Source organism: Nonomuraea sp. NPDC050790, from assembly GCF_044456745.1.
Classification (GTDB): Bacteria; Actinomycetota; Actinomycetes; order Streptosporangiales; family Streptosporangiaceae; genus Nonomuraea.
Genome location: NZ_JBITGF010000006.1, coordinates 636,324 through 660,689, shown reverse-complemented (window position 1 = coordinate 660,689; position 24,366 = coordinate 636,324). Strand labels below are relative to the sequence as shown.

The window sequence follows — 24,366 nt, the reverse complement described above, 5'->3', positions numbered from 1 at the left end:
AGCGGTCCTGGTGCGCTTGAGGATAGATCACGTCCACAGAAGCACGCCTGTGCCGGTTTCGGCGGGGTGTACACGCCGCGCACTGACTCGATCAAGGAACGGCGGGCCCTGCTGTCCCACGGGCTCAGCCCACTTCCCCACCGCTCTGCTACCCCGGCATACCGGGCACCCCGGCCCGGTCGCCTCCGGGCACCCTCCACACTCTCGACCCAGACACCCTGGCCCAGGCACTCCTGCCCCAAGCACCTACTCCGGCCGAGCCCGGGCGAAAGCGCCAAAGAAGGGCGCCCGAGCGGAGCGAGGACCGACAGGGGCCGAGGCCGCGCCTCGGCTGGGGGCGCGCGGGAGCGGAGCGACCACCTTGCCTGTCAGGAGAAGAGGTGGTCGACGACTCGGGCTGTTGCCTTGCCGTCGTCCTTCGGGGCGTACGTGGCGCGGAACGTCTCGTAGCGGTCCGCGTGTTCGGCCGCCACCGTGTCGATCTCGCGCAGGGCTTCCACCACCTCGCCCGACGTGGACAGCACCGGGCCCGGGGCCTGCGCCTGGAGGTCCAGGTACAGGCCGCGCTTGCTCGCGTACTTGGCCAGGTCGTAGCCGTAGAACACGATCGGCCTGCCCGTCGCCACGAAGTCGAACATCGACGAGGAGTAGTCGGTCACCAGCACGTCCGCGACCAGCAAGAGGTCCGTCATGTCGGGATAGGTGGAGACGTCGTGGGCGATGTCGGGAACGGCGGGCATGGCCTGCATCGGGTGGCCCCTGACCAGCAACTCGTGGTCGGCCCCCAGCACCTCCCTGGCCTTCGCCAGGTCCAGCTTGACCATCGCGTTCTTGCGGTCGTAGTCACGCCACGTCGGCGCGTACAGCACCACGCGCTTGCCCTCGGCCAGCCCCAGCCGGGCGCGGATCTCCGCCGCCATCCTGTCGCGCTCGGGCGAGGTCAGCGCGTCGTTGCGCGGCAGGCCGCTCTCCAGCACCTCGCCCTTGTAGCCGAACGCCTCGCGCAGCACCGGCGTCGCCCACGGGGACTGGGACAGGAGCACGTCCCAGCCGCGTACCTCGGCCGCCTGCCGGTGCCACACCGGCGGGCGCGGGTCGCGGGTCATGTGGGGCTGGTCGTTGCCGATGTGTTTGACGGGGGTGCCGTGCCAGGTCTGCAGCACCACCTGGTCCTCACGGGAGCGGAACCACACGGGCAGGAACGCGTTGGTCACGATGTGCCGGGAGCGGGCGAGCGCCGCGTGGTGCTCCCTGCTGCCGGCGCGCACGACCGTGGCGGGCCCTGGCGGGACGAACGCGCCGTCCTTGACGACCCAGATGTGCTCGCGGTCGTCGCCGCGCCGCAGCCGCTCCTCGTAGATCGCGCGGACGCTGTCGGAGTAGAGGCGGCCGTCGTTGGCCACGTAGACCGTGGCGTCCGTGAGCGGTTCCGTGCGCTGGGCGGGGTAGAAGACGCGGCGCAGCACGTGGGTGCCCGCGACGCCCTTCTCGTCGGCCGGGCGCGCCTCCTCGACGATCACCACGGGCACGTCGAAGCGTGTGGAGACCATGCGGAAGGCGTGGCCGCCGATCGTGCGCGGGTCCTCGTCGAGCGAGCCGAGCGCGGCGTGGTCCATGCGCACCGGGACGATCTCGCCGGAGGGGTGGCGCATGGACAGGTTCCAGGTGCCGGAGGCCAGGGGCACGGACTCGCCGAAGCGGTCCATGGTCGCCGGGGCCAGCCGTACCGTGAACCGGTCTTCGGAGCGCTCCATCGCGGCCGTATAGGTCAGGCCGGAACGGTGGCGCAGCGTGAGCGTGCGGGCGCCCGCCGCGTCGGGGTAGCTGCCGCGGAGCACCAGTTCCTCGCCCTCCCACACCGCGGAGGTGAGCACGGGGCGGATGCGGTGGGCGGAGACGATGACGCGGTCGCGGCGGTCGGCGAGCACGGTGATCTCGCGGTCGTCCGAGGTCGCGCGCACCTCGGCGGCGTCGCCGAGCATCACGGAGGCCGCGGGGTCGCCCTTGGGCTCGACCCACAGCCGCCGTCCGTCCTTCTCCTGCAGCAGAGCCGGTACGGCCAGCCCGACCGTCACCAGCGTCCCGTCGGCCTCCGGCGTGAAGTCGGCGGCCATGCGGTGCCCGCCGAGCCTGGCATGGCCCTTGGTCACGCTGCGGCCAGGCAGGAAGATCTTCAGCTCCAGCCGGTCGCCGTCGACGTTGACGCTGGTCAGCTCGGCCCGGTTGGGCTGCAGGACGACCTGGAGCGCCCGGTCGGAGGTCCAGACGGGGCGTACCCAGAGGCCCTGCTTGACCCGGAGCCCGGCGGGACGCTCGGTGCGGCCCACGGCGGCGCCGCGCAGCAGGCCGGTGGCGCGGGCGCCGCGGCTCCAGAAGACGATCTCCGCGCGCCAGGTCGTGGCATCGCGTACGGCGGGCCGATGCCGCATCCGGCGCCGCACCGCGGACACGAGCCCGCGCACCCCGCCACGCCAGCGCAGCGGCCAGGCGCCTAGCTCGGCGGTGAAGCCGGACCAGTCGTAGTTGCACCCGGGCTCGCGGGCGGCGTGGGTGGCCTCGGGCGCGAGCACCCGGCGGGTGCGCATGCGCACCGGCGGCAGCCAGCGCGGCCCGCGCAGCACGACGGTGGCCCGGTTGAAGCGGCGGCTGCGCACCGACAGCCCGGCGAGGTAGGCGTGGCCGCGCACGAGCAGCTTGCCGTCACGCCAGACGATGTCGTCGATCTGCGTCACGGGCACCAGGTCGGCGCGGCGCAGGCGGTAGAGGCCGGGCGGCAGCTCGTCGCGCAGCGGCAGGTCGGCATACCAGCGCAGGCCCTTGCGGATGCGCTTGGACGGCTCCGCCGCGGCGGCGACCACGGTGGTGAGCACGTCGCCGTCGGCCAGTTCGTCGAGGTCGCGGTGCTCGATCAGGTGGCACAGCAGCCTGCGCGCCACCGGAAGCTCGCGTTTGACCTTGGGATCGACGGTGGCCAGGTAGGGGCGCAGGAGCGTGACCAGCTCGCGCCTGCGCGCGGCCCCGCGTTTGATCGCCTGGTCCATCCTGGCGCCCAGCGGCCCGCTGAGGATCTCGGCGGCATGGTCGGGCCCGGCTGAGCGGACCGCCTCCATGATCGCGTCGAGTGGTTCCCCGCGGTCGGAGAGGTCCTGAACAGCCCGCAGCCGCTCCTGGGCTGTGACGCCGGTGGCCATTGGGAAGGCACCGCCTTTCGGACCCGCAGTCGCTGTTCAGGCCATGGTAATGGGAATCACATGCCGCGGATTCTCCCTGAGGCGGGATGCGCAGCTCAGCGGGTTTCCTGAGAATCCGCTGAATCCCCGTGCCAGCGGGCTTGGCGCATGTCGACGCGGTCGCCGCGCAGCGGCGTGCCTTCCTCTCGCCAGTGCGTCAGGCAGCGTTCCTCGTGGTCAGGGGCGCCGGTGCCGTCGGAGTGGACCACCCGCCACCAGGGCACGCCGCCGCCCCACGTGGACATGACGCGGCCGACCTGGCGGGGCCCGCCCTCGCCCAGATACTCGGCGATGTCGCCGTAGGACATGACCATGCCGGGCGGGATGCGCTCGACGACGTCGAGGACCCGCTCGGCATAGGGGTTCACCATGAATCCGGCCCCGCGGCGACGATCTCGTCGAACTTGCCGATCTCGGCGGCCCTGCCGTCGGTCAGCACCTCGACGACGCCGTCGGTCAGCGCGTAGACCTCACCGTCCTCGCCGACCAGCCGCCCGCCGAGCACGGACGACAGCCGCACGAGTTGCGCCACGTGCCAGTCGGAGCCGGGCTCGCCGACGATCTCGCCCCGCCAGCGGCCGACGGCGTGGGTGTCGCCGCCGTGTCTGGCGAGGATCTCCTCTGTCGCGCCCAGCTCGAATCCGGCCGGCGCGATCGCCTTCGCGAGCTCCGCGAACGCCAGTGGCGACTCACGAACCACGCGTAGCTCGTATCCCATGAGGCGCGACCATAGCGGATCTTTACCGCTTGCGCTGATTGAGCACGATGATCGCGCCGCAGAAGGTGACCAGGGCCAGGATGACGCCCACGCCGTACAGCCAGAGCCGCCACGGGTCGGGGCCGGGCGGGGAGGGCTGCGGCGACTCCTCGCCCTCGCCGAAGTGCTTGCCCGTGGGCGCCTCGACCTCGCGCCGCTGGCCGGTGAGCTGCTGCGCGGCGTTGAGCGCGGCGGCGGCGTCCACGGTGCCGAAGCCCACCTTCTCGTCGTATCCGGCGGCGGGCCTGCCGCGGGCGCTGAGGGCGATCGCCTGCGACACCTGCGCGGGCGACATTTGCGGATATTTCGACTTAATCAGGGCGGCGACGCCTGCCACCAGCGCCGTGGCCGAGCTGGTGCCCGACGACAGCTCGTAGGTGTCCTCGCCCTTGACCACAGGCACCTCCACGCCCGGCGCCGCCACCAGCACCGACAGGTTGTCGCTGCTGAACGCGGCCCGCCTGCCCTGCCGGTCGACGGCGCCCACGCCGATCACACCCGGATACCCGGCCGGGAAGCTCCAGTAGGAGGTGTTGTTGTCCTTGGCGTACCTGGTCTGCCCGTCGTTGCCCACCGCGGCGACGAGCACGACGCCCTTGCCCAGCGCGTACGAGACCGCCTCGCGCTCCGACTTGTGCGGCCCGTAGGCGCCCAGCGACAGGCTCACCACCTTGGCGCCGTGGTTGGCCGCGTACCGGATCGCCCTGGCCAGCGGGCTCTCCCTGCTCCCCGACTGTTCCTGGGCGGGCGGCAGGAAGTTCGGGGTGCCCTCCTCCTCGGGCAGGGGCAGCGACAGGATCTTCGCCTCCGGCGCCACGCCCACCAGCCCGCCGTCGGCGCCGGAACCGGCGATCAGCGCGGCCATCGCGGTCCCGTGCCTGCCGGGCGGCAACTGGCGGTCCAGGGCGGGCTCGGTCATGTCGGGGCCGACGGTGACCTTGTCCTTCAGCTCCTTGATCTTCGTGTCCACGCCGCTGTCGACGACCGCGACCACTACGTCCGCGCCCTTGGTGAGGGTCCACGCCTGCTCGACGTTGAGCGCGTCCAGGACCCATTCCTGCTGGTCGCGGACGGGCGGCGGGGCCGTGCCCGAGAACGCGAGCGCGGCGGCCGTGACGAGGCGGACGGCGCTCAGCACACGTTCCCCTGCGTGCAGGGCGGGACCGCGGGCGGGTCGGCGAGGAAGTAGGCGATCTGGTTGCCGATCGACTTCGACGCGGGCCAGAGCTCGCTGTGCAAGAGCTCCTCAGGCGGTACGGCGGCGCGCGTGCGCCCGTCCACGTAACCGGCGGTCGAGAAGACGACGTACGGCCCGGCCCCCACCCAGGCGTTGCGCTGGCGCTGCTCGATTCCGAAGCGCTCGGTCACGGTGCCCGGGAAGGCCACGGGCAGCACCCCCACCCGGTCGTCGAGCGCGAGCTGCTCGGTCACCGAGGCCCGCGACTCCTCGTCCTTCAGCACCGCGACCCCGACCGTGAACACGAACGAGGCGGTCTGGTCCACGTAGGTGGCCCGCAGCACGGCCACGCAGCCGAACTCCCGCAGGACCCCCGCCACCGCCTGGTCGACGGCCTTGTCGCAGGCGGCCTGCGGCGCGATGCCGACGCGTCTGGCGTACTGGGTGGCCTTCTCCAGGCCCAGGTACTTGACCTCTTCGGGGAAGACGCCGGTGGCGGGCCACGCCTGCCAGCGGCGGGCGATCTCCTCCTGCTTGTAGCGGTTCTGCTCGGCCACGGTGAGCGGGCGCGCCCGCGTCTCGGAGAACAGCCCGACGGTGCCGGTCAGCACGATGACCGCGGACAGCGCGATGATCCCGGCCAGCAGGGCGCGGAAGATCTTGCGGTAGCGCACGCCCTGCCGGAGCGCGGCGGCCTCGGCCCGCTCGCGTACGGCGCCGGCCTTGGCGCCCGTCATGGGCGGCCACGCGCGCACGCGGGAACGGCGGCCGGCGGCGGCTCCGAGCGGGTTGTCCCGTCGTGGTGTGCCGCTCCCCCCGGCTCGCGGCAGTCCCGAGCTCGACCTACGTGCCCTCACCACCGCCTCGTTTCCGAACCGATTCTCATTTGTGTCTATTTCGTCCCCCGAGGAGGGGAGATCATGCCTCCCCGCCGAGGCGGGATGGCGCGTCCTGCTGGGGTATGGCGCGTCTTGCCCTTCTTACCAGTGCTACCAGAACGGCGAGCGAGGTGATCGAGGCGATGGCCCCCGCGGCGGCGATCGTGCCGTACAGGGTGACGGCGCGGTGGTCGCGGTTGACCACCTGGATCGGTCCCGCGCGGCCGCCGGCCATCGGGCGGGCCGGGTCCTGAGCCTGCGGGCCCTTGGCGGTCTGGGTGTGGCCGGCCAGCCTGGCCGCCTCGTCCAGGGAGCCCGCGGCGTTGACGACGCCGAAGCCGGTGCCGGTGTCGTAGCCGCCCGGTGGCCGCCGGGTCGCGCCCGCGGTGAGGGCCTGGGCCACGAGCGCAGGCGACATATCCGGATATTTGGCCTTAATGAGGGCGGCGACGCCCGAGACCAGAGCGGTCGCCTGCGACGTCCCCCTGCCCACCCAGTACTCGTCGCCGGGCCCCGCGCCCAGGATGTCCACACCCGGCGCGGCCACCAGCACCGACGGGTTCCAGTTGGAGAACGACGCCCGCCGCAGCCCCCGATCCGTCGCCCCCACCGCGACCACGCCCGGAAAGGCCGCGGGATAGGAGTACGGCGCGAACCCGTTGGCGTCCGGCTTGCGCTGCCCGTCGTTGCCCGCCGCCGCCACCAGCACGACCTTCTTGGAGATCGCGTACCGGATCGCCGCCCGCTCCTCCTTCGTCGCCAGCTCCTTGGAGATCGACATGTTGATCACGTCGGCGCCCTGGTCGACGGCGTAGCGGATGCCTCTGGCCACGACGTCCTCGTAGCGCTCGGCCGTGTTGAACTCCTTGAACCCCGGCTCCTCGTCCTCCAGGATCACCCTGACCGACAGCAGCCTGGCCGACGGCGCGACCCCGATCACGCCCCTCCTGCCGCCGGGCCCGTGGCCGTGGCCGGCGATCAGCGAGGCCATGTAGGTGCCGTGCAGCTTGCGCGGCGGCACGCCCGGCGGGTTGGCGCCCGCCGTGAAGTCCTTGCCGGTCACCACCGACCCCGCCAGGTCCCGGTGCCCGGGATCGACCCCCGAGTCCAGCACCGCCACGGTCACCCCGGCGCCCTTGCTGGTCCGCCACGCCTTGGGCAGCCCCAGGGTCTTGATCACCGGCTGCTGACTGCCCCTGATGTCGTCGGCCAGCGCGGGCGCGGGCGGCGCCACGAACACCCCGGCCAGCAGGAGCAGCACCCCCCGCCGCACGACCACTCCGGCGCGGGGTTCCCGTGCGGGCGGCGGGGCCGCACCCCTGGGCGGGGCGGACCGGGCCGCAGGGGACCTCAGCACCGCCACTCCTTCGCGCCGCACTCGGGCATCCGCGGCTCGCTGAGGTCGGCGAGGATCCGCTCCGACAGCTCGGCGGCGAAGGCGAAGATGGTCGGGCGCTGCTCGCCGACCGCGCGCGCCGGCCGCCCGTCCACCTGTCCCGAGGTGGTCAGCACCAGGTACGGCCCAGCCTGCCGGACCGATCCCGCCTGGCGGACCGCGGCGGTGAAGCGGTCGGTCACCGTTCCCTGGAAGGCGACGGGACGCAGGCCCGGCACCGCCTTGCCGCCCTGCGGGAAGGCGGCCTTGGCCCGGGAGGCGCGCAGTTCGTCGGGCAGCGCGACCACGCCGACGGTGACGACCACGCCCTGGAGCGCGTCGATGTAGGTGGCGCGCAGCACCGCGCGGCAGCCGTGGGAGCGCAGCGCCTTGGCGGCCTTCTCGTCCACGGCCTGCCGGCAGGCGGTCTGGCGGGAGATGCCGATCCTGGTGGCACGTTCCTGGCCGCCCTGCTCGGCGGCGTACGCGAGGGTGGCGGGGAAGATCTTCCCGGCCTGCCAGGTGCGCCAGCGCTCCGACACCTCGCGCTTGGCGGCCGCGGCCAGCTCGGCGGCGGTCGGTCCCCTGGACAGTTCGGAGCCCGCCGCGCTGGCCGCCACTCCGGCGGCCACCGCGCAGACCAGAGTCAGCACGGAGGCCACCACGAGGGCGGGCCAGGGGCGGGCGTTGCTCACGGCACCGACCTTAACGCTGGGAACCTAATGCCATCCCCAGATACCGGACTCAGTATGTCGGCAGGCTGGGGTCTACCGTCTTTACCCAGCTCAGGACCCCTCCACCCACGTGCACGGCGTCCGAGAAACCGGCGTTCTTGACGATGGCCAACGCCTCGGCGCTGCGCGCGCCGGACTTGCAGTGCAGGACGATCCGCTTGTCCTGCGGCAGCTTCTCCAGGGCGGAGCCGTTCAGGAACTCGCCCTTGGGGATCAGCGTGGCGCCGGGGATGGAGACGATCTCGTACTCGCCCTGCTCGCGGACGTCGATGAGGAAGATGTCCTCGCCCTTGTCCTGCATCTCCTTCAGCTCCGCTGCGGTGATCGTGGAGCCGGAGGCGGCCTGCGCGGCCTCGTCGGAGATCGTGCCGCAGAACGCCTCGTAGTCCTCGAGCAGCTCGGTGACCGTCGGGTTCTTGCCGCACAGGACGCACTCGGGGTCCTTGCGGACCTTGACGTCGCGGTACTTCATCTCCAGGGCGTCGTAGATCATCAGCCGCCCGACCAGCGGGTCGCCGATGCCGGTGAGGAGCTTGATGGCCTCGTTGACCTGGATGGAGCCGATCGACGCGCACAGCACGCCCAGCACGCCGCCCTCGGCGCACGAGGGAACCATGCCGGGCGGCGGGGGCTCCGGGTAGAGGCAGCGGTAGCAGGGCCCGTGCTCGGCCCAGAAGACGCTCGCCTGGCCGTCGAAGCGGTAGATCGATCCCCAGACGTACGGCTTGCCGAGCAGCACGGCCGCGTCGTTGACCATGTAACGCGTGGCGAAGTTGTCCGTGCCGTCGACGATGAGGTCGTAGCCGGAGAAGATGTCCATCACGTTCTCGGTGGTCAGCGTCGCGTTGTGGATCACGACGTCGATCAGCGGGTTGATCTCCCTGACCGTGGCGGCGGCGCTCTCGGCCTTCAGCCGGCCCACGTCGGACTGGCCGTGGATGATCTGGCGCTGCAGGTTGGACTCGTCGACGACGTCGAAGTCGATGATGCCCAGCGTGCCGACGCCCGCGGCGGCCAGGTACATCAGCGCGGGCGAGCCGAGGCCCCCCGCGCCCACACACAGCACCTTGGCGTTCTTCAGCCGCTTCTGCCCGGCCATGCCCACGTCGGGGATGATCAGATGGCGCGAGTAGCGGCGCACTTCGTCAACGGTCAGCTCGGCGGCCGGCTCGACCAGCGGTGGCAACGACACGTTCTACGCTCCCGTTTCGGGGTTCTTATCTCTCGTAGAAACCTAGCTGGCCAGTGGGGCATTCCCCAATCGCGTCTCACCGATCAGACGACGCGCCTCGGCGGCCACGACGTCGGGCCGCTCCATCTGCGCGACGTGGCCGACGCGGGGCAGCAGGACCAGCCTGACCTTCCTGAACGTACGGCCGGCCTTCGCGGCCATCGCCGGGCGGACGAGCCGGTCGAGCCGGCCGTAGATGACCAGGGTGGGCGCGACGACGCGGGCCGCCTGGCTCCAGAGGTTGTCGGCGCCGCGGCGGAAGTACTCGGCGACGATGCCGCGGGCCGAGCCGATCATCGACGGGGCGGTGTGCGCGAGGTCGTCCCGGCGGCGCAGTTCCTCGATCGCCTCGGCCAGCCGGTCGGGGTGGACCCGTCCCGCGTCGGCCCAGACCATCGCGAACGAGGCGTTGACCCGCTGGGCGGCCGGGACGAGCCTGAGCTTGCCCGCCACCCATTCGCCTATGCGGGGCGTGGCGGCGGCGGCCACGCGGGCGGGGCCGTACCTCGGCAGGAGGTCGGGGAGCGCGGGCGAGACCAGGGTGAGCGAGCGGACCAGGTCGGGGCGCAGGGCGGCGACGCGGACGGAGATCGCGCCGCCGAGCGAGTTGCCGAACAGGTGCGCGGGGCCGACCTCCTCCAGCAGGCCGATGACGGCGCGGGCGTGGGCGTCGACGCTGTAGTCGCCGTCGGCGGGGGCCGGGGAGTGGCCGGCGCCCGGCAGGTCGAGGGCGTGTCCGGTGACGATGTCCTGGAGCTCGTCCATGAGGTCGGTCCAGTTGGTGGCCGAGCCGGCCAGCCCATGGACGAACACCGCCGTCTCCGGCGCCCCCTCGGGGGTCGAGCGAACGTACACCGGGCCGACCATGCGTCCCGGCCAGTGCGGAATCGGCTGCTGTTCCACGGATACGCCCCTTCCTTCGGCCCTTTCCACGGTAGCCGCCTGCCCCGAGTGCCAGCCACCAATCATGACATTTATGGATAAAACCGCATAAATTGTTAAAAACAAGTAGAAGCCTCATAAATAGAGAATAAAGGGCATAGATTGCCGTTTATCGGCATGAATGGCTGGAAATCCTGGCAGCAGGATGCCTATCCGGGTCGTGCCATCTCGGCGACCCAGGCACGCGAGTGCAGACCAACAGGGGGAAGCACGATGTCCAAGTTCAAATCCACGCTCGCGGCGGCGACTCTCGTGACCGCCCTCACCGGCGGCACGCTCGCCCTCGGAGCGGTCACCGCCGCCGGCGCCGCCACCGCGGCCGTCAGCGTCACGACCGCCAAGTCCAAGTTCCATCGCTGCTGGCTCAACGGCAGGAAGTGCTCCTACAAGCTGGAGAGCCACAAGCCGACCGCCCGCTACTTCGCCGGCCACTGGCGGGCGAACAAGAAGTTCTGCCCCGGCAAGAAGTACAAGAAGGGCGGGGCCGGCCTCTGCGCCAAGGGCCACACGAAGCACTTCCCGAAGAACAAGTGGCTGCAGTAGTGCCGCGCCGTAGGTAGTCGCGTCACGGCAGGGCCGCGGGACCTCGTGTTCCGCGGTCCTGCCATGCCCTTTTGGGCCCCCCGATGTATGCCGACATATCCACCTGAAGCCACCCGAGCGTTTTCCGCTTGCCTGGACAAATCGGGACATAGCGTGAGAAGACGTATCAATAAATGCAATCTCAGGGTTTTTGAGTGGCAAAACCATCCCGGCCACAGTTTATGATCATGAATGGTCGGAAATTCTGACAACCAGGATGGCTCTAGAAGTAAGAACCATCCCGGGCATTAGCCAGCTAAATCCGGCACAGTGCCTGAAGTTGCAAGAGACCGTCAAGGGGAAGCACATCATGTCCACAGTCAAGAGGATGCTCACGGCCGCTGCGCTCAGCACCGCCCTTGCGGGCGGCGTCCTGGGCCTCGGATCGACCACCGCCGCGAACGCCAGCGCTTCCAGCGTCGGCATCAGCGCCAGCGCCTCCAGCGTCGGCTTCTCGGAGTGGCGCGGTCGCTGCCTCTTCGCCGGCCCTGCGGGCGCCATTCGTCGGGGCCACTACGTCAACAAGGCACACCTCAACTTCAAGCACTGGCGTGGCTGGAGGGTCCACCGCGAGCGTGGCTGCGTTCGCACGCGCCACTTCGTCTGGTAACGAAAACCACCCGCGACAGAAATGGGGGGCCCCAGAGAAATGGGGCCCCCTCCCAACATGTGTGGAAACAATGTTCCCAGCTGACGACGGAGCGGCGCGGGAAAGCAGCGCTCAGGCGGACTTCCTGGATTTCCGCTTGGGCGCTGTCTTCTCCGCCTCTTCCTCTTTCTCCGCGTCGCCCTTTTCCCCGTCGCCCTTCGCGGCGGCCTTTCCAGAGGCGGGCTTCTTGGCCGCGGCGGCCTTCTTGGGCTTGGCGGGCTCGCCCCGCTCGCGCTTGGCGGCCTCGACGCTGGCCCGCAGGGCGGCCATGAGGTCCACGGCGGGACCGGCCTCCTCCTCGCCGGCCGGAGGCGCGATGACCTCCTTGCCCGCGACCTTCGCCTCGATCACCTGCTGCAGTGCCTCGCGGTAGGCGTCGTGGTACTCGGTCGGGTCGAAGTCGGCCTCCATCGTGGTGATGAGCGACTCGGCCATCTTGAGCTCCTGCGGCCGTACGTCGATGTCCTCCTCCAGGAAACCGAAGTCCGGGGCGCGGATCTCGTCCGGCCAGAGCATCGTCTCCAGCACGAACACCCCGTCGCGCACCCGCAGCGTGGCCAGCGACTCCCGCTGGCGCAGCGCCACCTTCACCACCGCCACCTGACCGGAGCTCTCCAGCGCGGTGCGCAGCAGCACGTACGGCTTGCCGCCCTGCCCGTCGGGCTCCAGGTAATAGGACTTGGCGAAGTAGATCGGGTCGATCTGGTCGGCCGGTGCGAACTGCAGCACGTCGATCCGCCGCGAGGTCGTCAGCGGCAGATCCTCGAAGTCCTCGTCGGTGAGCACGACGATCTCGCCGGTCGCCAGCTCGTACCCCTTGGCGATGTCGGCGTAGGGCACCTCCTCACCGTCGATCGTGCACACGCGCTTGTAGCGGATCCTGCCGCCGTCTTCACGGTGCACCTGGTGGAAGGTGACGTCCTTCTGCTCGGTCGCGGAGTACAGCTTCACCGGAATCGTGACCAGCCCGAAGGAGATCGCACCTTTCCATATGGCGCGCATGGGCACTCCTCATCGGTAGCAGGGCTCACCATATGGGCACATACCCGTCATGGGCCAACCAATGCCATACCCGGTCGAACCTATGCTCGCCATGGCCGGGGATCTTCCCGCCGACCGCGAGCTGTACGGGCTCGAGGTCAAGTGGGACGGCATCAGGGCGGTCATCCACCTCGACGGCGGCCTGCGGGTCTCCGGACGGCACGGCGCCGAGTACACCCGCCGCTACCCCGAGATCTCCTCCTACGGCCTGCGCGACGTCATCATCGACGGCGAGGTCGTCGCCCTCGACCACCGCGGGCTGCCCAGCTTCGAACGCCTCCAGCGCCGCATGCACCTCACCGACCCCGAGCCCAGGATGCTGGAGCGCTACCCGGTGACGTACATGCCCTTCGACCTGCTCTTCCTGGACGGCCGGCCGCTGTTCGACCTGCCCTACCGGGACCGCCGGGCGCTCCTGGACGAGCTGGACATCGGGGCGCCGCCGTACTTTCCAGGAGACTCCGACCTGCTCAGCGCCACGCACGAGCAGGGCCTGGAAGGGGTCGTGGCCAAGCGGCTCGACTCGCCGTACCGGCCGGGCGTGCGCACGCCCTGGTGGGTCAAGGTCAAGAACCTGAGCACGCGCGAGATCGTCGTCGGCGGCTGGAAGCCCGGCAAGGGACGGCGCGCGGGCGGGATCGGCTCGCTGCTCATGGGCGTCTTCACCGAGCGGGGACTGACCTACGTGGGGCACGTCGGCACCGGGTTCACCGAGGCCACGCTGGACGACCTGCTCGCGGCGCTGCGCCCGCTGGAGATCGCGCGCAGCCCGTTCGTCAATCCGGTCCCGTGGCGCAATCACTGGGTTAGACCCGATCTGGTCGGGGAGGTCGCCTACACGATGGTGACCGACGAGATACGCCTGCGACACCCGGTGTGGCGGGGACTGCGACCGGACAAGATACCCGCGGAGGTAGTGCTGTGAGCTCCAAGACGCCCGTGCGGGTGGACGGGCGCGATCTCGTCCTCAGCAACCTCGGCAAGGTGCTCTACCCCGAGGTCGGCTTCACCAAGGCCGAGGTCATCGACTACTACTCGCGCGTCGCCCCCGTCCTGCTCCCCCACCTGGCGGGCCGCCCGCTCACGGTCAAGCGCTACCCGAACGGCGTGGACGGCAAGTACTTCTTCGAGAAGAACGCCCCGAGCCACGTGCCCGACTGGCTCAGGCGCGTCACCCTGCCCGTGCCCGGCAGCAGCATGAACCGCGACACCATCGACTTCGCCGTCGTCGAGGACCTGCCCAGCCTCGTCTACTACGCCAACCTCGCGGCCTTGGAACTCCACGTGCCCCAGTGGCGGGTGTCGGCGGACGGCGCGGCGATCGACCCCGACACCCTCGTCTTCGACCTCGACCCCGGCGCGCCCGCCACGATCGTCGAATGCTGCCAGGTCGCGCTCATGCTGCGCGAGGTCCTGTCCGCCGACGGCCTCACCGCCCGTCCCAAGACGAGCGGCAACAAGGGCATGCAGCTGTACGCCCATTGGGACGGCCGCGAGGAACCCTCGGCCTATGCCAAGGACCTGGCGAGGCTCCTGGAGAAGGAGGCGCCCAAGCTGGTGGTCAGCGTCATGGCCAGGAAGGCGAGGCCGGGCAAGGTGTTCATCGACTGGAGCCAGAACAACCCGGCCAAGACCACCGTCGCGCCGTACTCCCTGCGGGCCAGGCAGCGACCGACGGTCTCGACACCGCTGCTGTGGTCCGAGGTCGAGGCGTGCGAGCGCCCGGACGACCTGGTGTTCACCTCGGCCGACGTACTCGCCCGCGTGGAGGAACATGGCGACCTTTTCACCTGAGCGTAGGCTGGATCCGTCCACACAGGAAAAGGGGACCTGAGATGTCGGAGATGGACGTACGTGGGGACGACCTCCCCTTCGACGAGGATGACGAGCTCTCGCCGGAGGCTCCGGAGGCCGATGCCGCCGAGCAGCACCGGCGGCTGCGCGACGAGGCCGGGGACGAGCGGCGCAGGGAGTACCCGATCGACGTCGACCCGGGCGACGCCGCCGAGCAGGACCGCCTCGTCAGCTACGACGATGACGACGACTATCGCTGACGCGAACGCCCGCGGGACGGTTACCCGCACGTAGGATGTCCCAACCCGGATGTTCGAAGACCACTGGAGACGCGCGTGACCGCTACCCCGGACGCCAAGCCCCGGGGCACCCGGCTGCCCCGACTCGCCCGCCGCAGGCAGTTGCTCAGCGCCGCGCAGGAAGTGTTCGTCGAGAACGGCTACCACGCGGCCGCCATGGACGAGATCGCCGACCGGGCGGGCGTCAGCAAGCCGGTGCTCTACCAGCACTTCCCCGGCAAGCTGGAGCTCTACCTCGCGCTGCTCGACCTCCACGTCGACGACATGGTGGGCCGCTGCCGCGAGGCGCTGGCCTCCACGAACGAGAACAAGCTGCGGGTGCAGGCCACCTTCAGCGCGTTCTTCGACTTCGTCTCCAGCCAGGGTGAGGCGTTCCGGCTGGTGTTCGAGTCCGACCTGCGCAACGTGGCCCCGGTCCGCCAGCGGGTGGAACGCTCGCTGCGCGAGTGCGCCGAGATGGTCAGCGCGGTGATCCAGGAGGACACGGGCTGCTCCAGCGAGGAGGCGCACCTGCTGGGCGTCGGCCTGGTGGGCATGGCCGAGGTCAGCGCCCGCTACTGGGTGACCACCCACGGCTCGATCCCCAAGGACGCCGCCGAGCAGCTCATGGCGCGGCTCGCCTGGCGCGGGATCAGCGGCTTCCCCCGTACGACGTAGTTTTCCGCGTACGGCGTAACCCGTTCGCTGGGCGCGATCACCCGCCTTTTCGTGGGGCGGAGCGACGACGATGGATCCAGGCCCGTCGAAAGGGAGCACCACGATGGAAGTCAAGATCGGCGTACGTTCCGTGCACCGTGAGATCATTGTCGAGACCGAACTCACCGCCGAGCAGGTCGAAGAGGAGATCAGGAACGCCCTCGCCGCCGACCGCGGCGTCTTCGCCCTCACCGACGCCAAGGGCAGGCGCGTGGTGGTCCCCGTGGCCGCCCTCGGCTTCGTCGAGATCGGCGAGGACGAGCAGCGTCAGATCGGCTTCGGCGGCACACTCTGACCTGTCTCCGGCGGAGCGGGAGAGGGGTCTGGCCTCCTCCCGCTCTCCGGGCGGTCTCCGGCCGTCAGCGCCAGCGGCACCATCGGCCCCGCCGGCGGGGCAGCGGCGCGTGCCGCTGATCCACAGCCGGGCACTGGGCGCTCTGACGACGTAGCACGGGTCGTGCGGTCCAGCGATTCTGCGCGCATCTGGTCAAGCAACTGCCGTAGCGGCGCGTGGCCCTCATGACCGCACGGTACAACCGTTTCGTGCCCTCGCGCCGCCCCTATGCGCAGGATCAGATGCCGAGCGCGGCCATCCGCTTGCCGTGCTGCTCGGTCAGGCGCGCGAACAGCCGGGAGATCTCCGCCTGGTCGTCGGCCACCGCCTCGACGAGCATCTGCGCCAGTTCCGGCCGGGCGGCGGCCACGCGCTGGCCCTGGCTCAGCGCCTCGCCCACCAGGCGGCGGGCCCACAGGGCGAGTCGGCCCGCGGCGGCCGGATCGGCTGCGACGGCGGCGCGTACCCGCTCGACCGCGAACTCCGAGCGCTCCTGGTCGGCCACGACCTCGTCGACGAGGCGGGCGATCGCCGGGTCCAGGTGGCGGGCCGCCTCGCGGTAGAAGTCGAGCGCGATGCCGGTGCCCACGTATGCCTTGACCAGCGCCTCCAGCCAGTCGCCCGGCCGGGTCTGGGTGTGCCAGCCGTCCAGGGCCTCGACGAAGGGCGCCATGGCCCGGTCGGGGTCGGCGCCGAGTTCGACGAGCTTGTCGCGGACGAGCTGGAAGTGTCCGAACTCGGCCACGGCGAGCTCGCTCAGCGCGGCCCGGTCGCTCAGCGTCGGCGCGAACTGCCCGGCATCCGCGCCGAGTTGCAGGAAGGCGCTCAACTCCGCATACGCCAGCACACCAAGGAGATCCACCACACCAAGGGACTCATTCATGAAAGGCAGCGTACTTCGGGAACATCCGCAAACTCGGCCAGCGTTGTGGTATCGAGTACACTGCTCTGTGAAAGTGCGACCGCACTGTGTGAATTCGGGGGGTTCTCTCCCGAAGTTCCCCGCTCCCCGGGCCTGCGGTCGCGATGACGCGAGAGGGCTGGCTCTACCGCGAGGACCCTGGTTACCGACCCGCTGGTCCCGGCAGGCCCGCCTTCATTTGAGACTGAGGCAGGCCACGCTGACGACTTTCCGAGACCTCGGAGTCACACCAGAGATCGCTGATGCGCTCGAGACCGAGGGCATCACCCAACCGTTCCCGATTCAGGAAATGGCGCTCCCGCTCGCACTGAGCGGCCAGGACGTCATCGGCCAGGCCCGCACGGGCACTGGCAAGACCTACGCGTTCGGCATCGCCATGCTGCAGAGCATCGGCAAGCCGCGCAAGAACCGCAAGAAGCCGCGCGGCCTCGTCGTCGTGCCCACCCGCGAGCTGGCCATACAGGTCAGCGAAGACCTCGTGACCGCCGCGGGCAAGCTCGGCTCCCGCGTGCTCACCGTGTACGGCGGGCGCGCGTACGAGCCGCAGATCGAGGCGCTGAAGGCCGGAGTCGACGTCATCGTCGGCACCCCCGGACGCCTGCTCGACCTGGTCAAGCAGAAGCACCTCGACCTCAGCCAGGTCGGCTCGCTGGTGCTGGACGAGGCCGACCGCATGCTCGACCTCGGCTTCCTGCCCGACATCGAGCGCATCTTCAAGCTGATCCCGGAAGAGCGGCAGACGATGCTGTTCTCCGCGACCATGCCCGGCGAGATCGTCGCGCTGTCGCGCAAGTACCTCAACCGGCCCACCCACGTCCGCGCCGAGCACGACTCGGGCGAGGGCGAGACCACCCCGCAGGTACGCCAGCTCGTCTGGCGCGTGCACCGCATGGACAAGATCGAGATCGTGGCCCGCCTGCTGCAGGCGGACGGCCGCGGTCTGACGATGGTGTTCTGCGAGACCAAGCGCGCCTGTGACATGGTCGCCGAGCAGCTCGACACCCGCGGTTTCGCGGTGGCGGCCGTCCACGGCGACCTGGGCCAGAGCCAGCGCGAGCAGGCGCTGCGCGCGTTCCGCAACGGCAAGATCGACGTCCTGGTGGCCACCGACGTGGCCGCGCGGGGCATCGACATCGACGACGTCACCCACGTGGTCAACTACGACGCCCCCACCGACGACAAGACGTATGTCCACCGCATCGGCCGCACCGGCCGCGCGGGCAAGACGGGCATCTCGGTCACGTTCGTCGAGTGGGAGGAGCTGACCCGCTGGAAGATGATCAACAACATGCTCGGACTCGACTTCGCCGAGCCCGAGGAGACCTACTCCACCTCGCCCCACGTCTTCACCGAGCTGACCATCCCCGAGGGCACCAAGGGCGTGCTGCCCCACGCCAGCCGCTCCCGGGCCGGCCTCGCGGCCGAGCAGCTCGAGGACCTGGGCGAGACCGGGAAGTCCCGCGTCAGAGGCCGCCGCAAGGACGAGCGCGAGGAGCGCCCGCCCCGCGCGCCGCGCCAGCGCCGTCGCACGCGTGGCGGCCGTTCCGCCGAGGAGACCACCGAGGTCGCGGAGACCGTGGAGACTGTGCAGGCTGTGCAGATCGTGGAGGGCGAGAGCATGGACAGGCGCCGCCGACCGCGCAGGAGCGAGGAGACTCCGGCCATCATCTCCACCGACGAGATCGCCGCCGTGGCCGCCGAGCCGGTCGCCGGTGACGTGCTCGCCGAGGTGGAGGAGGCCGTCAGGCCCGCTCGCCGTACCCGCGCCCGTGGAGGTGCCGCCGAGGCCATCGGCAGCGCGCTCACCCAGGCCCGCCCCGTCGTGGAGCAGGCGCAAGAGCCCGAGCCGGAGCCCCAGCGGGCGCCGGAGCGCGCGCCCGAGCGCGTGCAGGAGGTCCGTGTGGAGCCCGAGCGCATCATCCCGCCCAACCCGTTCACGGTGATCTTCCAGTCACCCGACCTGGCCACGGACGACGACGACATCGCCCCGTCCGCGGCCTCGGAGCGCCAGGCCCAGCGCCGCGGCAACCGCTCCCCGCGCGGCAACAGCAACAACCGCCGCCGGGCGGGCTAGCTCCGGCTGGCCACAGGGCGCGCGTCCTCCTGGGACGCGCGCCTTTTCCATGCCCCGGTACGGCTACCGCGGCCCGACCCGCGAGGTTGTCTACCCCGGTCTGACCCGCGAGGTTGTCCTTCCTCGGGCTGACCCGTGGGGCTCCCACCACGGGCTGACCTATGCGTCTGTCCTACCAGGGGCTGACCGGATCAGAGGGTGAGGCGCATGAGGGGGCGGGTCGGGGTTGGGCGGGCGGTCTCGGTGAACCCTGCGCCGGTGAACAGGGACAGCCACCCGTGGTACAGCTCGGACTTCTGCAGCTTGCGGTTCGTGTCCGTGGGATAGCCCTCCAGGACGCGGGCCCCGGACGCGCGGGCGTAGGAGACGGCCTCGCGCAGCAGGGCGGCGGGCAGGCCGTGGCCGCGCCCGGCCCTGGTGACGTAGAAGCAGGTCACCGCCCAGACATCGGGCTCGGACGGGTCCGCGGGCTTGGTGACGGTCGAGCGGGCCAGGCGTGGATAGTCCTCGCGGGGCGCCAGCGCCGCCCAGCCGACCGGGTCGCCGTCGAGGTAGCCGACGAGGCCGGGCGCGGGCGCGTCCGACTCGACCAGGTCGCGCAGCCGTTCGCGCCGCTCCTTCTTGGGCCAGGCGCGGAAGTCGGCGTTCGTGGCGCGGAACCACATGCACCAGCACCCGCCGTACGCGCCGTTGGGGCCGAAGACCGTCTCCAGGTCGGCCCACGAGTCCGCAGGCCGGATCTCAACCTTGCTCATACCTCACAACTCCCCTGAAGTCGCACCAGCGAACCGGGTTAGCCGGTGTCGTCGCCTTGACCTCTGGGTATTGTTGCCCCACGTGAGTACGCCGCGATTCCTGAACCTGCCACCTGGCGTCGCCCCGCAGCGCATCGAGACGCCGCTGGGCGCTTTCGCGGCCCTGGAGGCGCTCCCGGTGAGCGGCGTCGTGGAGCGCTGGCCCGCGCTGCTGGTTCCAGGGCTGACCGGCAGCAAGGAAGACTTCATCGCGGTCATGCAGACGCTGGCCCAGTCCGGCCGCCGGGTGCTGGCGATCGACCTGCGCGGGCAGTACGAGACGCCCGGCCCCGACGACCCCGACGCCTACAGTTGCGCCGCGCTCGGCGCGGACGTCGACGCGATCGCGCAGGCGGTCGGCGGCGGCGAGCCGGTCCACCTGGTCGGCCACTCCTTCGGCGGCCTGGTCGCGCGCGAGGCGGTGATCGACGGGCGGACCAAGTTCGCCTCGTTCACGCTCATGAGCTCGGGCCCCTCGGCGATCACCGGGCAGCGCGCCCACAACGGCCGCAAGATCATGAAGGAGCTCCCCGAGCACGGCCTCGAACACGTCTGGCACACCAGGATCGAACCCGAGGCCCTGGCCAACGGCGTGCCCGACGAGATCGTGACGTTCCTGCGCAAGCGGCTGCTGGCCAACTCGCCCACGGGCCTGGCCAGGATGGCCGAGGAGGTGCTGTCCATGCACGACCGCACCGAGGAGCTGCGCCAGATCGAGGTGCCCACGCTGGTCCTGTTCGGCGAGCACGACGACGGCTGGCCACCCGACGTCCAGCGCCACATGGCGGCCAGGCTCGGCGCGGAGCGCATGGTGGTGCCCGGCGCGGTCCACTCCCCCGCCGTGGAGGCGCCGGAGACGACCGCGCAGACGCTGGTGCGGTTCTGGAACACGGCGGAGTCCGCATCTTGGACATAGAGTCCAATGCCGTGTAATTATCTGCTTACTATGGCGAGCATCGATGAGATCGTCGTCCAGCGGCCACAGAGCGCCACCTGGCAGGTCCACCTCGACCGGTGCATGTGGGTGGGCGGCGTACGCGGGCTCATGCTCCAGGCGCTGCACCCGCTGGCCATGCGCGGCGTCTGGCAGAACTCCAACTTCCAGGAGGACCCCTTCGGCCGCCTGCGCCGCACCGCGGACTTCGTCGGCAGGACCACGTTCGGCACCCCCGCCGAGGCCGACGCGATCGGCCGCCGCGTGCGCGCCATCCACCGCTCGCTGCGCATCTCCAGCGACGGCCGCACCCACCGCGTGGACGACCCCGAGCTGCTGCTCTGGGTGCACTGCGCGGAGGTCTCGTCCTATCTCGAGGTGGTACGGCGGGGCGGCCTGGCCCTGACCGACCGCCAAGCCGACCAGTACCTGCGCGAGCAGCGCAAGAGCGCCGCCTATGTCGGCCTGCACCCGGAGGACGTGCCCGGCTCGCAGGCGGAGATGGCCGACTACTTCAAGGAGGTCCGCCCCAGGCTGCGCGTGATCGACGAGTCGGCCGCCACCGTACGCTTCCTGCTCTGGCCCCGGCTGCCCAAGGAGATGCGGATGCTCTCGCCGGGCAAACCGGTCTACTTCCCCTTCGGCGCCCTGTGCTACTACACGCTGCCGTCGTGGGCGCGCCGTATGTACCGCGCGCTGCCGGAGGCGCCGCAGGCCGCGGTGACCGCGGGGCTGCGGACGTTCAGCCTGGCCATGAACGCGCTGCCGGAGCCGGTGCACGACCGCGCGTTCATGCCGTCGACCCGCCGGATGCTGCACGCCTCGCGCGACCGGCTCGGCGTGCTCGGCTACGACGTGCGCAAGGGCCTCAAGGGCCTGACGGATCCTCGGCGCTGGGCGGCCGTTTGAACTCGCGGTAGACGAACGGCTTCTCCTTGGCGCTCAGCCGGGTGATCAGGTGGTGGTCGGGCGAGAGGCCGCAGGCCGGGTCGGTCCTGGCGGCGTCGCCGGTCAGCGCGTACGTCTGGCAGCGGCAGCCGCCGAAGTCGAGCTCCTTGCGCGGGCAGCTCACGCACGGCTCGGCCATCCAGGCGGTGCCCCGGTAGGCGTTGAACGCGGACGAGTGCGTCCAGATCCAGCTCAAAGGATGCTCTCGGACGTTGGGCAGGTCGAGCGGCAGGTCGTAGGCCGCCGGGCAGGGCAGGACCCGGCCGTCGGGGGCGACGGTGATCGAGATGGCGCCCCAGCCGCCCATGCAGGGCTTGGGTATGCCATCGAAGTAATCCGGGATCACCCAGATCAACTCCACACCCGTTTTTCCCCGATATTTCGTGACAATTGACTCGGCGCGGGACAGTTGCTCTCTTGTCGGCAGAAGCGCCTCCCGGTTGAGCAGCCCCCAGCCATAGAACTGCGTGTTGGCCAGCTCGATCCGCTCCGCACCCCACGCGATGCCCAGCTCGATCAGCTCCTCGATCTGGTCGAGGTTGTGCCGATGGAGCACGATGTTGACGCCCAGCGGCAGCCCCGCCTCGACCACGGCCGCGGCCGCCAGTTCCTTGGCCATGAAACTGCGGCGGCCCGCGATCCGGTCGGACTCGGCCGGTCGGGCCGCCTGCACCGACAGTTGCACGCTGTGCAACCCCGCCTCGGCCAGCTCCGCCACCCGCCGCCCAGCCAGCCCCACGCCGCTGGTGACCAACTGCGTGAACACCCCGGCCGCCCGTGCCGCCCGTACGATCTCCACCAGATCGCGCCGCAGCAACGGCTCACCACCGGACAGATGCGCATGCACCACCCCCAGTGCCGCCGCCTCCTCGAACACCCGCGCCCACTCACCGGTGTCCAGCTCCTCTGTGCGGGCTACCAGCTCGGTGGGGTTGGAGCAGTAGGGGCACCGCAGCGGACACCCATGCGTCAGCTCCGCCAACATCGCCCAGGGCGGCCTAACCCGCCGCTCCCCCACCTCCGTCCCGGCCGCCTCCCCCACGGCCACACCACCCTCCTGACCGCCCCCAGAGGCCACCGCCCCGCCCATCGGGGCATCGGCCTTCATGGGTCCGGACCTCGCGGCATCGGCCGCCGCAGGGCTGGACATCGGGGGGCCGGAGGAAGTGGTCCCAGAGTCTGACAGACCCGAGGCTGACAGACCCTGGGATGTCGGACCAGAGGGTGACAGACCAGGGGTGGGGGTCATCGGAGCCATCCTTCGGCGCGGACGCGGTCCAGGAAGTCTGTTACGTCCTTGCCCGCCTCCTTCGGGAACTCCGCCACGATCTCCGCCACGGTCCGCTGGCCGTCGCACAGGCCGACGATCTCGGCCGCCTCGTCGTTCAGGACCACGATCCGCTCGGGCACGATGAGGAGTTCGGCCTGCCGTACCGGACAGTGGCGGAGCATGGCCGAGCGGGACAGGGCGGGGCGCCAGTCGGTCATCGGTAGGCTCCGTCCACGGCGTCGAGGAGCGTCCACAGGACGTCGCACTTGAAGCGGAGCGCCGCCACCGCCCTCTCCTCGTCGGCACGGCTGCGCGCCCAGTCGAGCACCAGTGCCAGGGCCTCACCGCTGTCCTGGCGGCCCTGCTGGACGCGGATCTGGAAGTAGCGCAGGCCCTCGGCGTCGATCCACGGGTAGTGCTTCTCGAAGGCGGCGATCCTGGTGCGCATCAGGTCGGGGGCGAACAGTTCGGTCAGCGAGGCGGCCACCGCCTCCAACAGGGTGCCGTGGCGGCAGAGGTTGACGTAGCCGTCCACGGCGAGCCGTACCCCTGGAAGGACGCCCTCGCCCGACAGCAGGTCCTCGCGGTCGAGTCCGGCCGCTTCGCCGAGCCGGAGCCAGCGTTCGATGCCGCCCTCGCCGGGGGCCTTGCCGTCGTGGTCCTGGATGCGGCGCAGCCACGTGCGGCGCAGGTCCGAGGTGGGGAGTTTGGCGAGGATGTGGGCGTCTTTGATGGGGATGTGGCGCTGGTAGTGGAAGCGGTTCAGGATCCAGCCCCGCAGCTCCTCCTTGGACAGCTCGCCCGCGTGCATCCGCAGGTTGAACGGGTGCAGGTGGTGGTAGCGCTGCTCGGGCACCGCCCGGAGCTCGGCCTCGAAGGGGTTCACAGCTCGATCACCATTCCGTCGGCGGCCACCTCGACGCCCAGCTCGGCCAGCGCCTTGTGGTGCAGCGCGTCCGGGTCGACGAGGGGGTTGGTGTTGTTGAGGTGGGTGTACAGGCAGCGGCCGGGCAGCGCGGCGAGGCGTTCCATGGTGGCCTCGATCGGGAGGTGTCCCATGCCGGTCGCCGTCCTGCCGGAGATTCCGGTACGGCGGGGCTCGTCGTCGTCCCAGAACGTGCCATCGATGATCACGCAGTCGGCGTCGCTGAAGGCGGCGTCCAGCTCCGGTGTCCACACTCCCATGGCGGGCGCGTACACGACGTTCGACCTGCCGTCGGTGAACCTCAACGCCGACACCCACGCCCCGTCCGCCGCCCCGGTGGCGGCGTAGCGGGGGCGTTTGGCGGAGACCGGGATGGGTTCGGCGATTCCGTCCATGGCGTGCCAGCGGATGGGGGCGTACGGGCGCAGGATGTCCTCGAAGGGGCGGAGGGCCTGCCGTACCGGAGGGGTGGCGGCGACGTCCAGGGAGGCGGCCTCGCGCAGCCGCAGGAGGCCCAGGGTGTGGTCGAGCTCGGCGTCGGTGAGCACCACGAGCGGCGCGTGGTCGCGATCGGGCGTCAGCCAGGGGCAGTCCTCGATCTGCGCGGCGATGTCGGGGGTCGCGTTGACGACGGCCACGCGGCCGGGGAGCTGGACGGCCAGGCTGGCGTGACGGCGGTGCCAGGCGGGGTGTGCGCGTGCCCCGGCGCAACCGGGACACGCGCAGTTCCACTGGGGGACGCCGCCGCCCGCGGCGGTGCCGAGCACCTGCAGGCGCATG

General features: G+C 70.7%; 26 protein-coding genes. 10 read left to right on the top strand and 16 right to left on the bottom strand.

Annotation, left to right across the window (positions count from 1 at the left end; genetic code table 11):
• Window positions 1-368: 368 nt before the first annotated feature.
• From ACIBEJ_RS32465 to ACIBEJ_RS32425, 9 genes are all read right to left on the bottom strand, one after another.
• A complete protein-coding gene (locus tag ACIBEJ_RS32465; protein ID WP_397186676.1) occupies window positions 369-3,191 on the bottom strand; it encodes a CDP-glycerol glycerophosphotransferase family protein in 2,823 nt (940 codons plus the stop codon).
• Window positions 3,192-3,286: 95 nt separating this feature from the next.
• Complete coding sequence (locus ACIBEJ_RS32460) at window positions 3,287-3,601, bottom strand: MGMT family protein (protein WP_397186675.1); 315 nt, start codon at window positions 3,599-3,601, stop codon at window positions 3,287-3,289.
• Complete coding sequence (locus ACIBEJ_RS32455) at window positions 3,595-3,948, bottom strand: hypothetical protein (RefSeq protein WP_397186674.1); 354 nt, start codon at window positions 3,946-3,948, stop codon at window positions 3,595-3,597. Before ACIBEJ_RS32455 ends, ACIBEJ_RS32460 begins: the two co-directional genes overlap by 7 nt.
• A gap of 22 nt (window positions 3,949-3,970) precedes the next feature.
• Complete coding sequence (locus tag ACIBEJ_RS32450) at window positions 3,971-5,125, bottom strand: S8 family peptidase (protein WP_397186673.1); 1,155 nt, start codon at window positions 5,123-5,125, stop codon at window positions 3,971-3,973.
• Window positions 5,119-5,919: a hypothetical protein gene (locus ACIBEJ_RS32445; RefSeq protein ID WP_397186672.1), complete on the bottom strand. Its 801-nt coding sequence runs from the start codon at window positions 5,917-5,919 to the stop codon at window positions 5,119-5,121. Before ACIBEJ_RS32445 ends, ACIBEJ_RS32450 begins: the two co-directional genes overlap by 7 nt.
• A gap of 163 nt (window positions 5,920-6,082) precedes the next feature.
• Window positions 6,083-7,399: a S8 family serine peptidase gene (locus tag ACIBEJ_RS32440; RefSeq protein WP_397186671.1), complete on the bottom strand. Its 1,317-nt coding sequence runs from the start codon at window positions 7,397-7,399 to the stop codon at window positions 6,083-6,085.
• The gene (locus ACIBEJ_RS32435) at window positions 7,393-8,112 is read right to left on the bottom strand and encodes a hypothetical protein (protein ID WP_397186670.1); all 720 of its coding nucleotides are present in this window, start codon (window positions 8,110-8,112) and stop codon (window positions 7,393-7,395) included. The genes ACIBEJ_RS32440 and ACIBEJ_RS32435 overlap by 7 nt, the downstream gene beginning before the upstream one ends.
• A gap of 49 nt (window positions 8,113-8,161) precedes the next feature.
• Complete coding sequence (gene moeZ / locus ACIBEJ_RS32430) at window positions 8,162-9,343, bottom strand: adenylyltransferase/sulfurtransferase MoeZ (protein ID WP_397186669.1); 1,182 nt, start codon at window positions 9,341-9,343, stop codon at window positions 8,162-8,164.
• 42 nt (window positions 9,344-9,385) lie between these two features.
• Entirely contained in the window at window positions 9,386-10,285 is a 900-nt protein-coding gene (locus tag ACIBEJ_RS32425) for an alpha/beta fold hydrolase (RefSeq protein ID WP_397186668.1), read from the bottom strand.
• Window positions 10,286-10,537: 252 nt separating this feature from the next.
• On the opposite strand from ACIBEJ_RS32425, the gene ACIBEJ_RS32420 reads away from it, so the two are divergent.
• Together ACIBEJ_RS32420 and ACIBEJ_RS32415 are read left to right on the top strand one after the other, a co-directional pair.
• Window positions 10,538-10,867, top strand: a complete 330-nt coding sequence (locus tag ACIBEJ_RS32420) for a hypothetical protein (RefSeq protein ID WP_397186667.1) — start codon at window positions 10,538-10,540, stop codon at window positions 10,865-10,867.
• Window positions 10,868-11,216: 349 nt separating this feature from the next.
• Window positions 11,217-11,516: a hypothetical protein gene (locus ACIBEJ_RS32415; protein ID WP_397186666.1), complete on the top strand. Its 300-nt coding sequence runs from the start codon at window positions 11,217-11,219 to the stop codon at window positions 11,514-11,516.
• A 111-nt stretch (window positions 11,517-11,627) separates the two neighbouring features.
• Here the strand turns inward: ACIBEJ_RS32415 and ACIBEJ_RS32410 are convergent, their stop codons facing one another.
• Window positions 11,628-12,557 (bottom strand): Ku protein, encoded by a 930-nt coding sequence (locus ACIBEJ_RS32410; RefSeq protein ID WP_397186665.1) that lies wholly within the window; start codon window positions 12,555-12,557, stop codon window positions 11,628-11,630.
• Between the two features lie 91 nt (window positions 12,558-12,648).
• Between ACIBEJ_RS32410 and ligD (ACIBEJ_RS32405) the strand changes: the two genes are divergently transcribed.
• The 5 genes from ligD (ACIBEJ_RS32405) to ACIBEJ_RS32385 all read left to right on the top strand — a co-directional run bounded on the left by ligD (ACIBEJ_RS32405) (window position 12,649) and on the right by ACIBEJ_RS32385 (window position 15,680).
• Window positions 12,649-13,521 (top strand): non-homologous end-joining DNA ligase, encoded by an 873-nt coding sequence (ligD, locus tag ACIBEJ_RS32405; protein WP_397186664.1) that lies wholly within the window; start codon window positions 12,649-12,651, stop codon window positions 13,519-13,521.
• Window positions 13,518-14,390, top strand: coding sequence for a non-homologous end-joining DNA ligase (gene ligD, locus ACIBEJ_RS32400; protein ID WP_397186663.1), 873 nt, complete (start codon window positions 13,518-13,520; stop codon window positions 14,388-14,390). Before ligD (ACIBEJ_RS32405) ends, ligD (ACIBEJ_RS32400) begins: the two co-directional genes overlap by 4 nt.
• A 50-nt stretch (window positions 14,391-14,440) precedes the next feature.
• Complete coding sequence (locus ACIBEJ_RS32395; protein ID WP_397186662.1) at window positions 14,441-14,650, top strand: hypothetical protein; 210 nt, start codon at window positions 14,441-14,443, stop codon at window positions 14,648-14,650.
• 75 nt (window positions 14,651-14,725) lie between these two features.
• A complete protein-coding gene (locus tag ACIBEJ_RS32390) occupies window positions 14,726-15,346 on the top strand; it encodes a TetR/AcrR family transcriptional regulator (RefSeq protein ID WP_397186661.1) in 621 nt (206 codons plus the stop codon).
• A gap of 103 nt (window positions 15,347-15,449) precedes the next feature.
• The gene (locus ACIBEJ_RS32385) at window positions 15,450-15,680 is read left to right on the top strand and encodes a DUF3107 domain-containing protein (RefSeq protein ID WP_397186660.1); all 231 of its coding nucleotides are present in this window, start codon (window positions 15,450-15,452) and stop codon (window positions 15,678-15,680) included.
• Window positions 15,681-15,957: 277 nt separating this feature from the next.
• Here the strand turns inward: ACIBEJ_RS32385 and ACIBEJ_RS32380 are convergent, their stop codons facing one another.
• Window positions 15,958-16,602, bottom strand: a complete 645-nt coding sequence (locus tag ACIBEJ_RS32380) for a ferritin-like fold-containing protein (protein ID WP_397186659.1) — start codon at window positions 16,600-16,602, stop codon at window positions 15,958-15,960.
• Window positions 16,603-16,930: 328 nt separating this feature from the next.
• Here ACIBEJ_RS32380 and ACIBEJ_RS32375 point away from each other — a divergent pair, with 328 nt between their 5' ends.
• A complete protein-coding gene (locus ACIBEJ_RS32375; protein ID WP_397186658.1) occupies window positions 16,931-18,715 on the top strand; it encodes a DEAD/DEAH box helicase in 1,785 nt (594 codons plus the stop codon).
• A 191-nt stretch (window positions 18,716-18,906) separates the two neighbouring features.
• Here ACIBEJ_RS32375 and ACIBEJ_RS32370 read toward each other — a convergent pair whose 3' ends face one another.
• Entirely contained in the window at window positions 18,907-19,470 is a 564-nt protein-coding gene (locus ACIBEJ_RS32370) for a GNAT family N-acetyltransferase (protein ID WP_397186657.1), read from the bottom strand.
• A gap of 82 nt (window positions 19,471-19,552) precedes the next feature.
• Between ACIBEJ_RS32370 and ACIBEJ_RS32365 the strand changes: the two genes are divergently transcribed.
• A complete protein-coding gene (locus ACIBEJ_RS32365; RefSeq protein WP_397186656.1) occupies window positions 19,553-20,425 on the top strand; it encodes an alpha/beta fold hydrolase in 873 nt (290 codons plus the stop codon).
• A 30-nt stretch (window positions 20,426-20,455) separates the two neighbouring features.
• Window positions 20,456-21,352: an oxygenase MpaB family protein gene (locus tag ACIBEJ_RS32360; protein WP_397186655.1), complete on the top strand. Its 897-nt coding sequence runs from the start codon at window positions 20,456-20,458 to the stop codon at window positions 21,350-21,352.
• Here ACIBEJ_RS32360 and pqqE read toward each other — a convergent pair.
• The 4 genes from pqqE to pqqB form a co-directional block, all read right to left on the bottom strand.
• Window positions 21,312-22,499, bottom strand: a complete 1,188-nt coding sequence (gene pqqE, locus ACIBEJ_RS32355; protein ID WP_397186654.1) for a pyrroloquinoline quinone biosynthesis protein PqqE — start codon at window positions 22,497-22,499, stop codon at window positions 21,312-21,314. The genes ACIBEJ_RS32360 and pqqE overlap by 41 nt on opposite strands.
• A gap of 137 nt (window positions 22,500-22,636) precedes the next feature.
• Window positions 22,637-22,879, bottom strand: coding sequence for a pyrroloquinoline quinone biosynthesis peptide chaperone PqqD (gene pqqD / locus ACIBEJ_RS32350; protein WP_397186653.1), 243 nt, complete (start codon window positions 22,877-22,879; stop codon window positions 22,637-22,639).
• A complete protein-coding gene (gene pqqC, locus ACIBEJ_RS32345; protein WP_397186652.1) occupies window positions 22,876-23,547 on the bottom strand; it encodes a pyrroloquinoline-quinone synthase PqqC in 672 nt (223 codons plus the stop codon). The genes pqqD and pqqC overlap by 4 nt, the downstream gene beginning before the upstream one ends.
• On the bottom strand, window positions 23,544-24,365 hold the full coding sequence (pqqB, locus tag ACIBEJ_RS32340) for a pyrroloquinoline quinone biosynthesis protein PqqB (protein WP_397186651.1): 822 nt from the start codon (window positions 24,363-24,365) through the stop codon (window positions 23,544-23,546). Before pqqB ends, pqqC begins: the two co-directional genes overlap by 4 nt.
• Between the last annotated feature and the right edge of the window lies 1 nt (window position 24,366).

Excerpts from the sequence above, each read along its gene's own strand:
- ACIBEJ_RS32375 (WP_397186658.1), top strand. The coding sequence starts at position 16,931 with ATGGCGCTCCCGCTCGCACTGAGCGGCCAGGACGTCATCGGCCAGGCC.
- ACIBEJ_RS32420 (WP_397186667.1), top strand. The coding sequence starts at position 10,538 with ATGTCCAAGTTCAAATCCACGCTCGCGGCGGCGACTCTCGTGACCGCC.
- ACIBEJ_RS32455 (WP_397186674.1), bottom strand. The coding sequence starts at position 3,948 with ATGGGATACGAGCTACGCGTGGTTCGTGAGTCGCCACTGGCGTTCGCG.
- ligD (WP_397186664.1), top strand. The coding sequence starts at position 12,649 with ATGGCCGGGGATCTTCCCGCCGACCGCGAGCTGTACGGGCTCGAGGTC.
- ACIBEJ_RS32380 (WP_397186659.1), bottom strand. The coding sequence starts at position 16,602 with ATGAATGAGTCCCTTGGTGTGGTGGATCTCCTTGGTGTGCTGGCGTAT.
- ACIBEJ_RS32385 (WP_397186660.1), top strand. The coding sequence starts at position 15,450 with ATGGAAGTCAAGATCGGCGTACGTTCCGTGCACCGTGAGATCATTGTC.
- ACIBEJ_RS32465 (WP_397186676.1), bottom strand. The coding sequence starts at position 3,191 with ATGGCCACCGGCGTCACAGCCCAGGAGCGGCTGCGGGCTGTTCAGGAC.
- ACIBEJ_RS32460 (WP_397186675.1), bottom strand. The coding sequence starts at position 3,601 with ATGGTGAACCCCTATGCCGAGCGGGTCCTCGACGTCGTCGAGCGCATC.
- pqqE (WP_397186654.1), bottom strand. The coding sequence starts at position 22,499 with ATGAAGGCCGATGCCCCGATGGGCGGGGCGGTGGCCTCTGGGGGCGGT.
- ACIBEJ_RS32395 (WP_397186662.1), top strand. The coding sequence starts at position 14,441 with ATGGACGTACGTGGGGACGACCTCCCCTTCGACGAGGATGACGAGCTC.
- ACIBEJ_RS32360 (WP_397186655.1), top strand. The coding sequence starts at position 20,456 with ATGGCGAGCATCGATGAGATCGTCGTCCAGCGGCCACAGAGCGCCACC.
- ACIBEJ_RS32370 (WP_397186657.1), bottom strand. The coding sequence starts at position 19,470 with ATGAGCAAGGTTGAGATCCGGCCTGCGGACTCGTGGGCCGACCTGGAG.
- pqqD (WP_397186653.1), bottom strand. The coding sequence starts at position 22,879 with ATGACCGACTGGCGCCCCGCCCTGTCCCGCTCGGCCATGCTCCGCCAC.
- pqqB (WP_397186651.1), bottom strand. The coding sequence starts at position 24,365 with ATGCGCCTGCAGGTGCTCGGCACCGCCGCGGGCGGCGGCGTCCCCCAG.
- ACIBEJ_RS32410 (WP_397186665.1), bottom strand. The coding sequence starts at position 12,557 with ATGCGCGCCATATGGAAAGGTGCGATCTCCTTCGGGCTGGTCACGATT.
- ACIBEJ_RS32415 (WP_397186666.1), top strand. The coding sequence starts at position 11,217 with ATGTCCACAGTCAAGAGGATGCTCACGGCCGCTGCGCTCAGCACCGCC.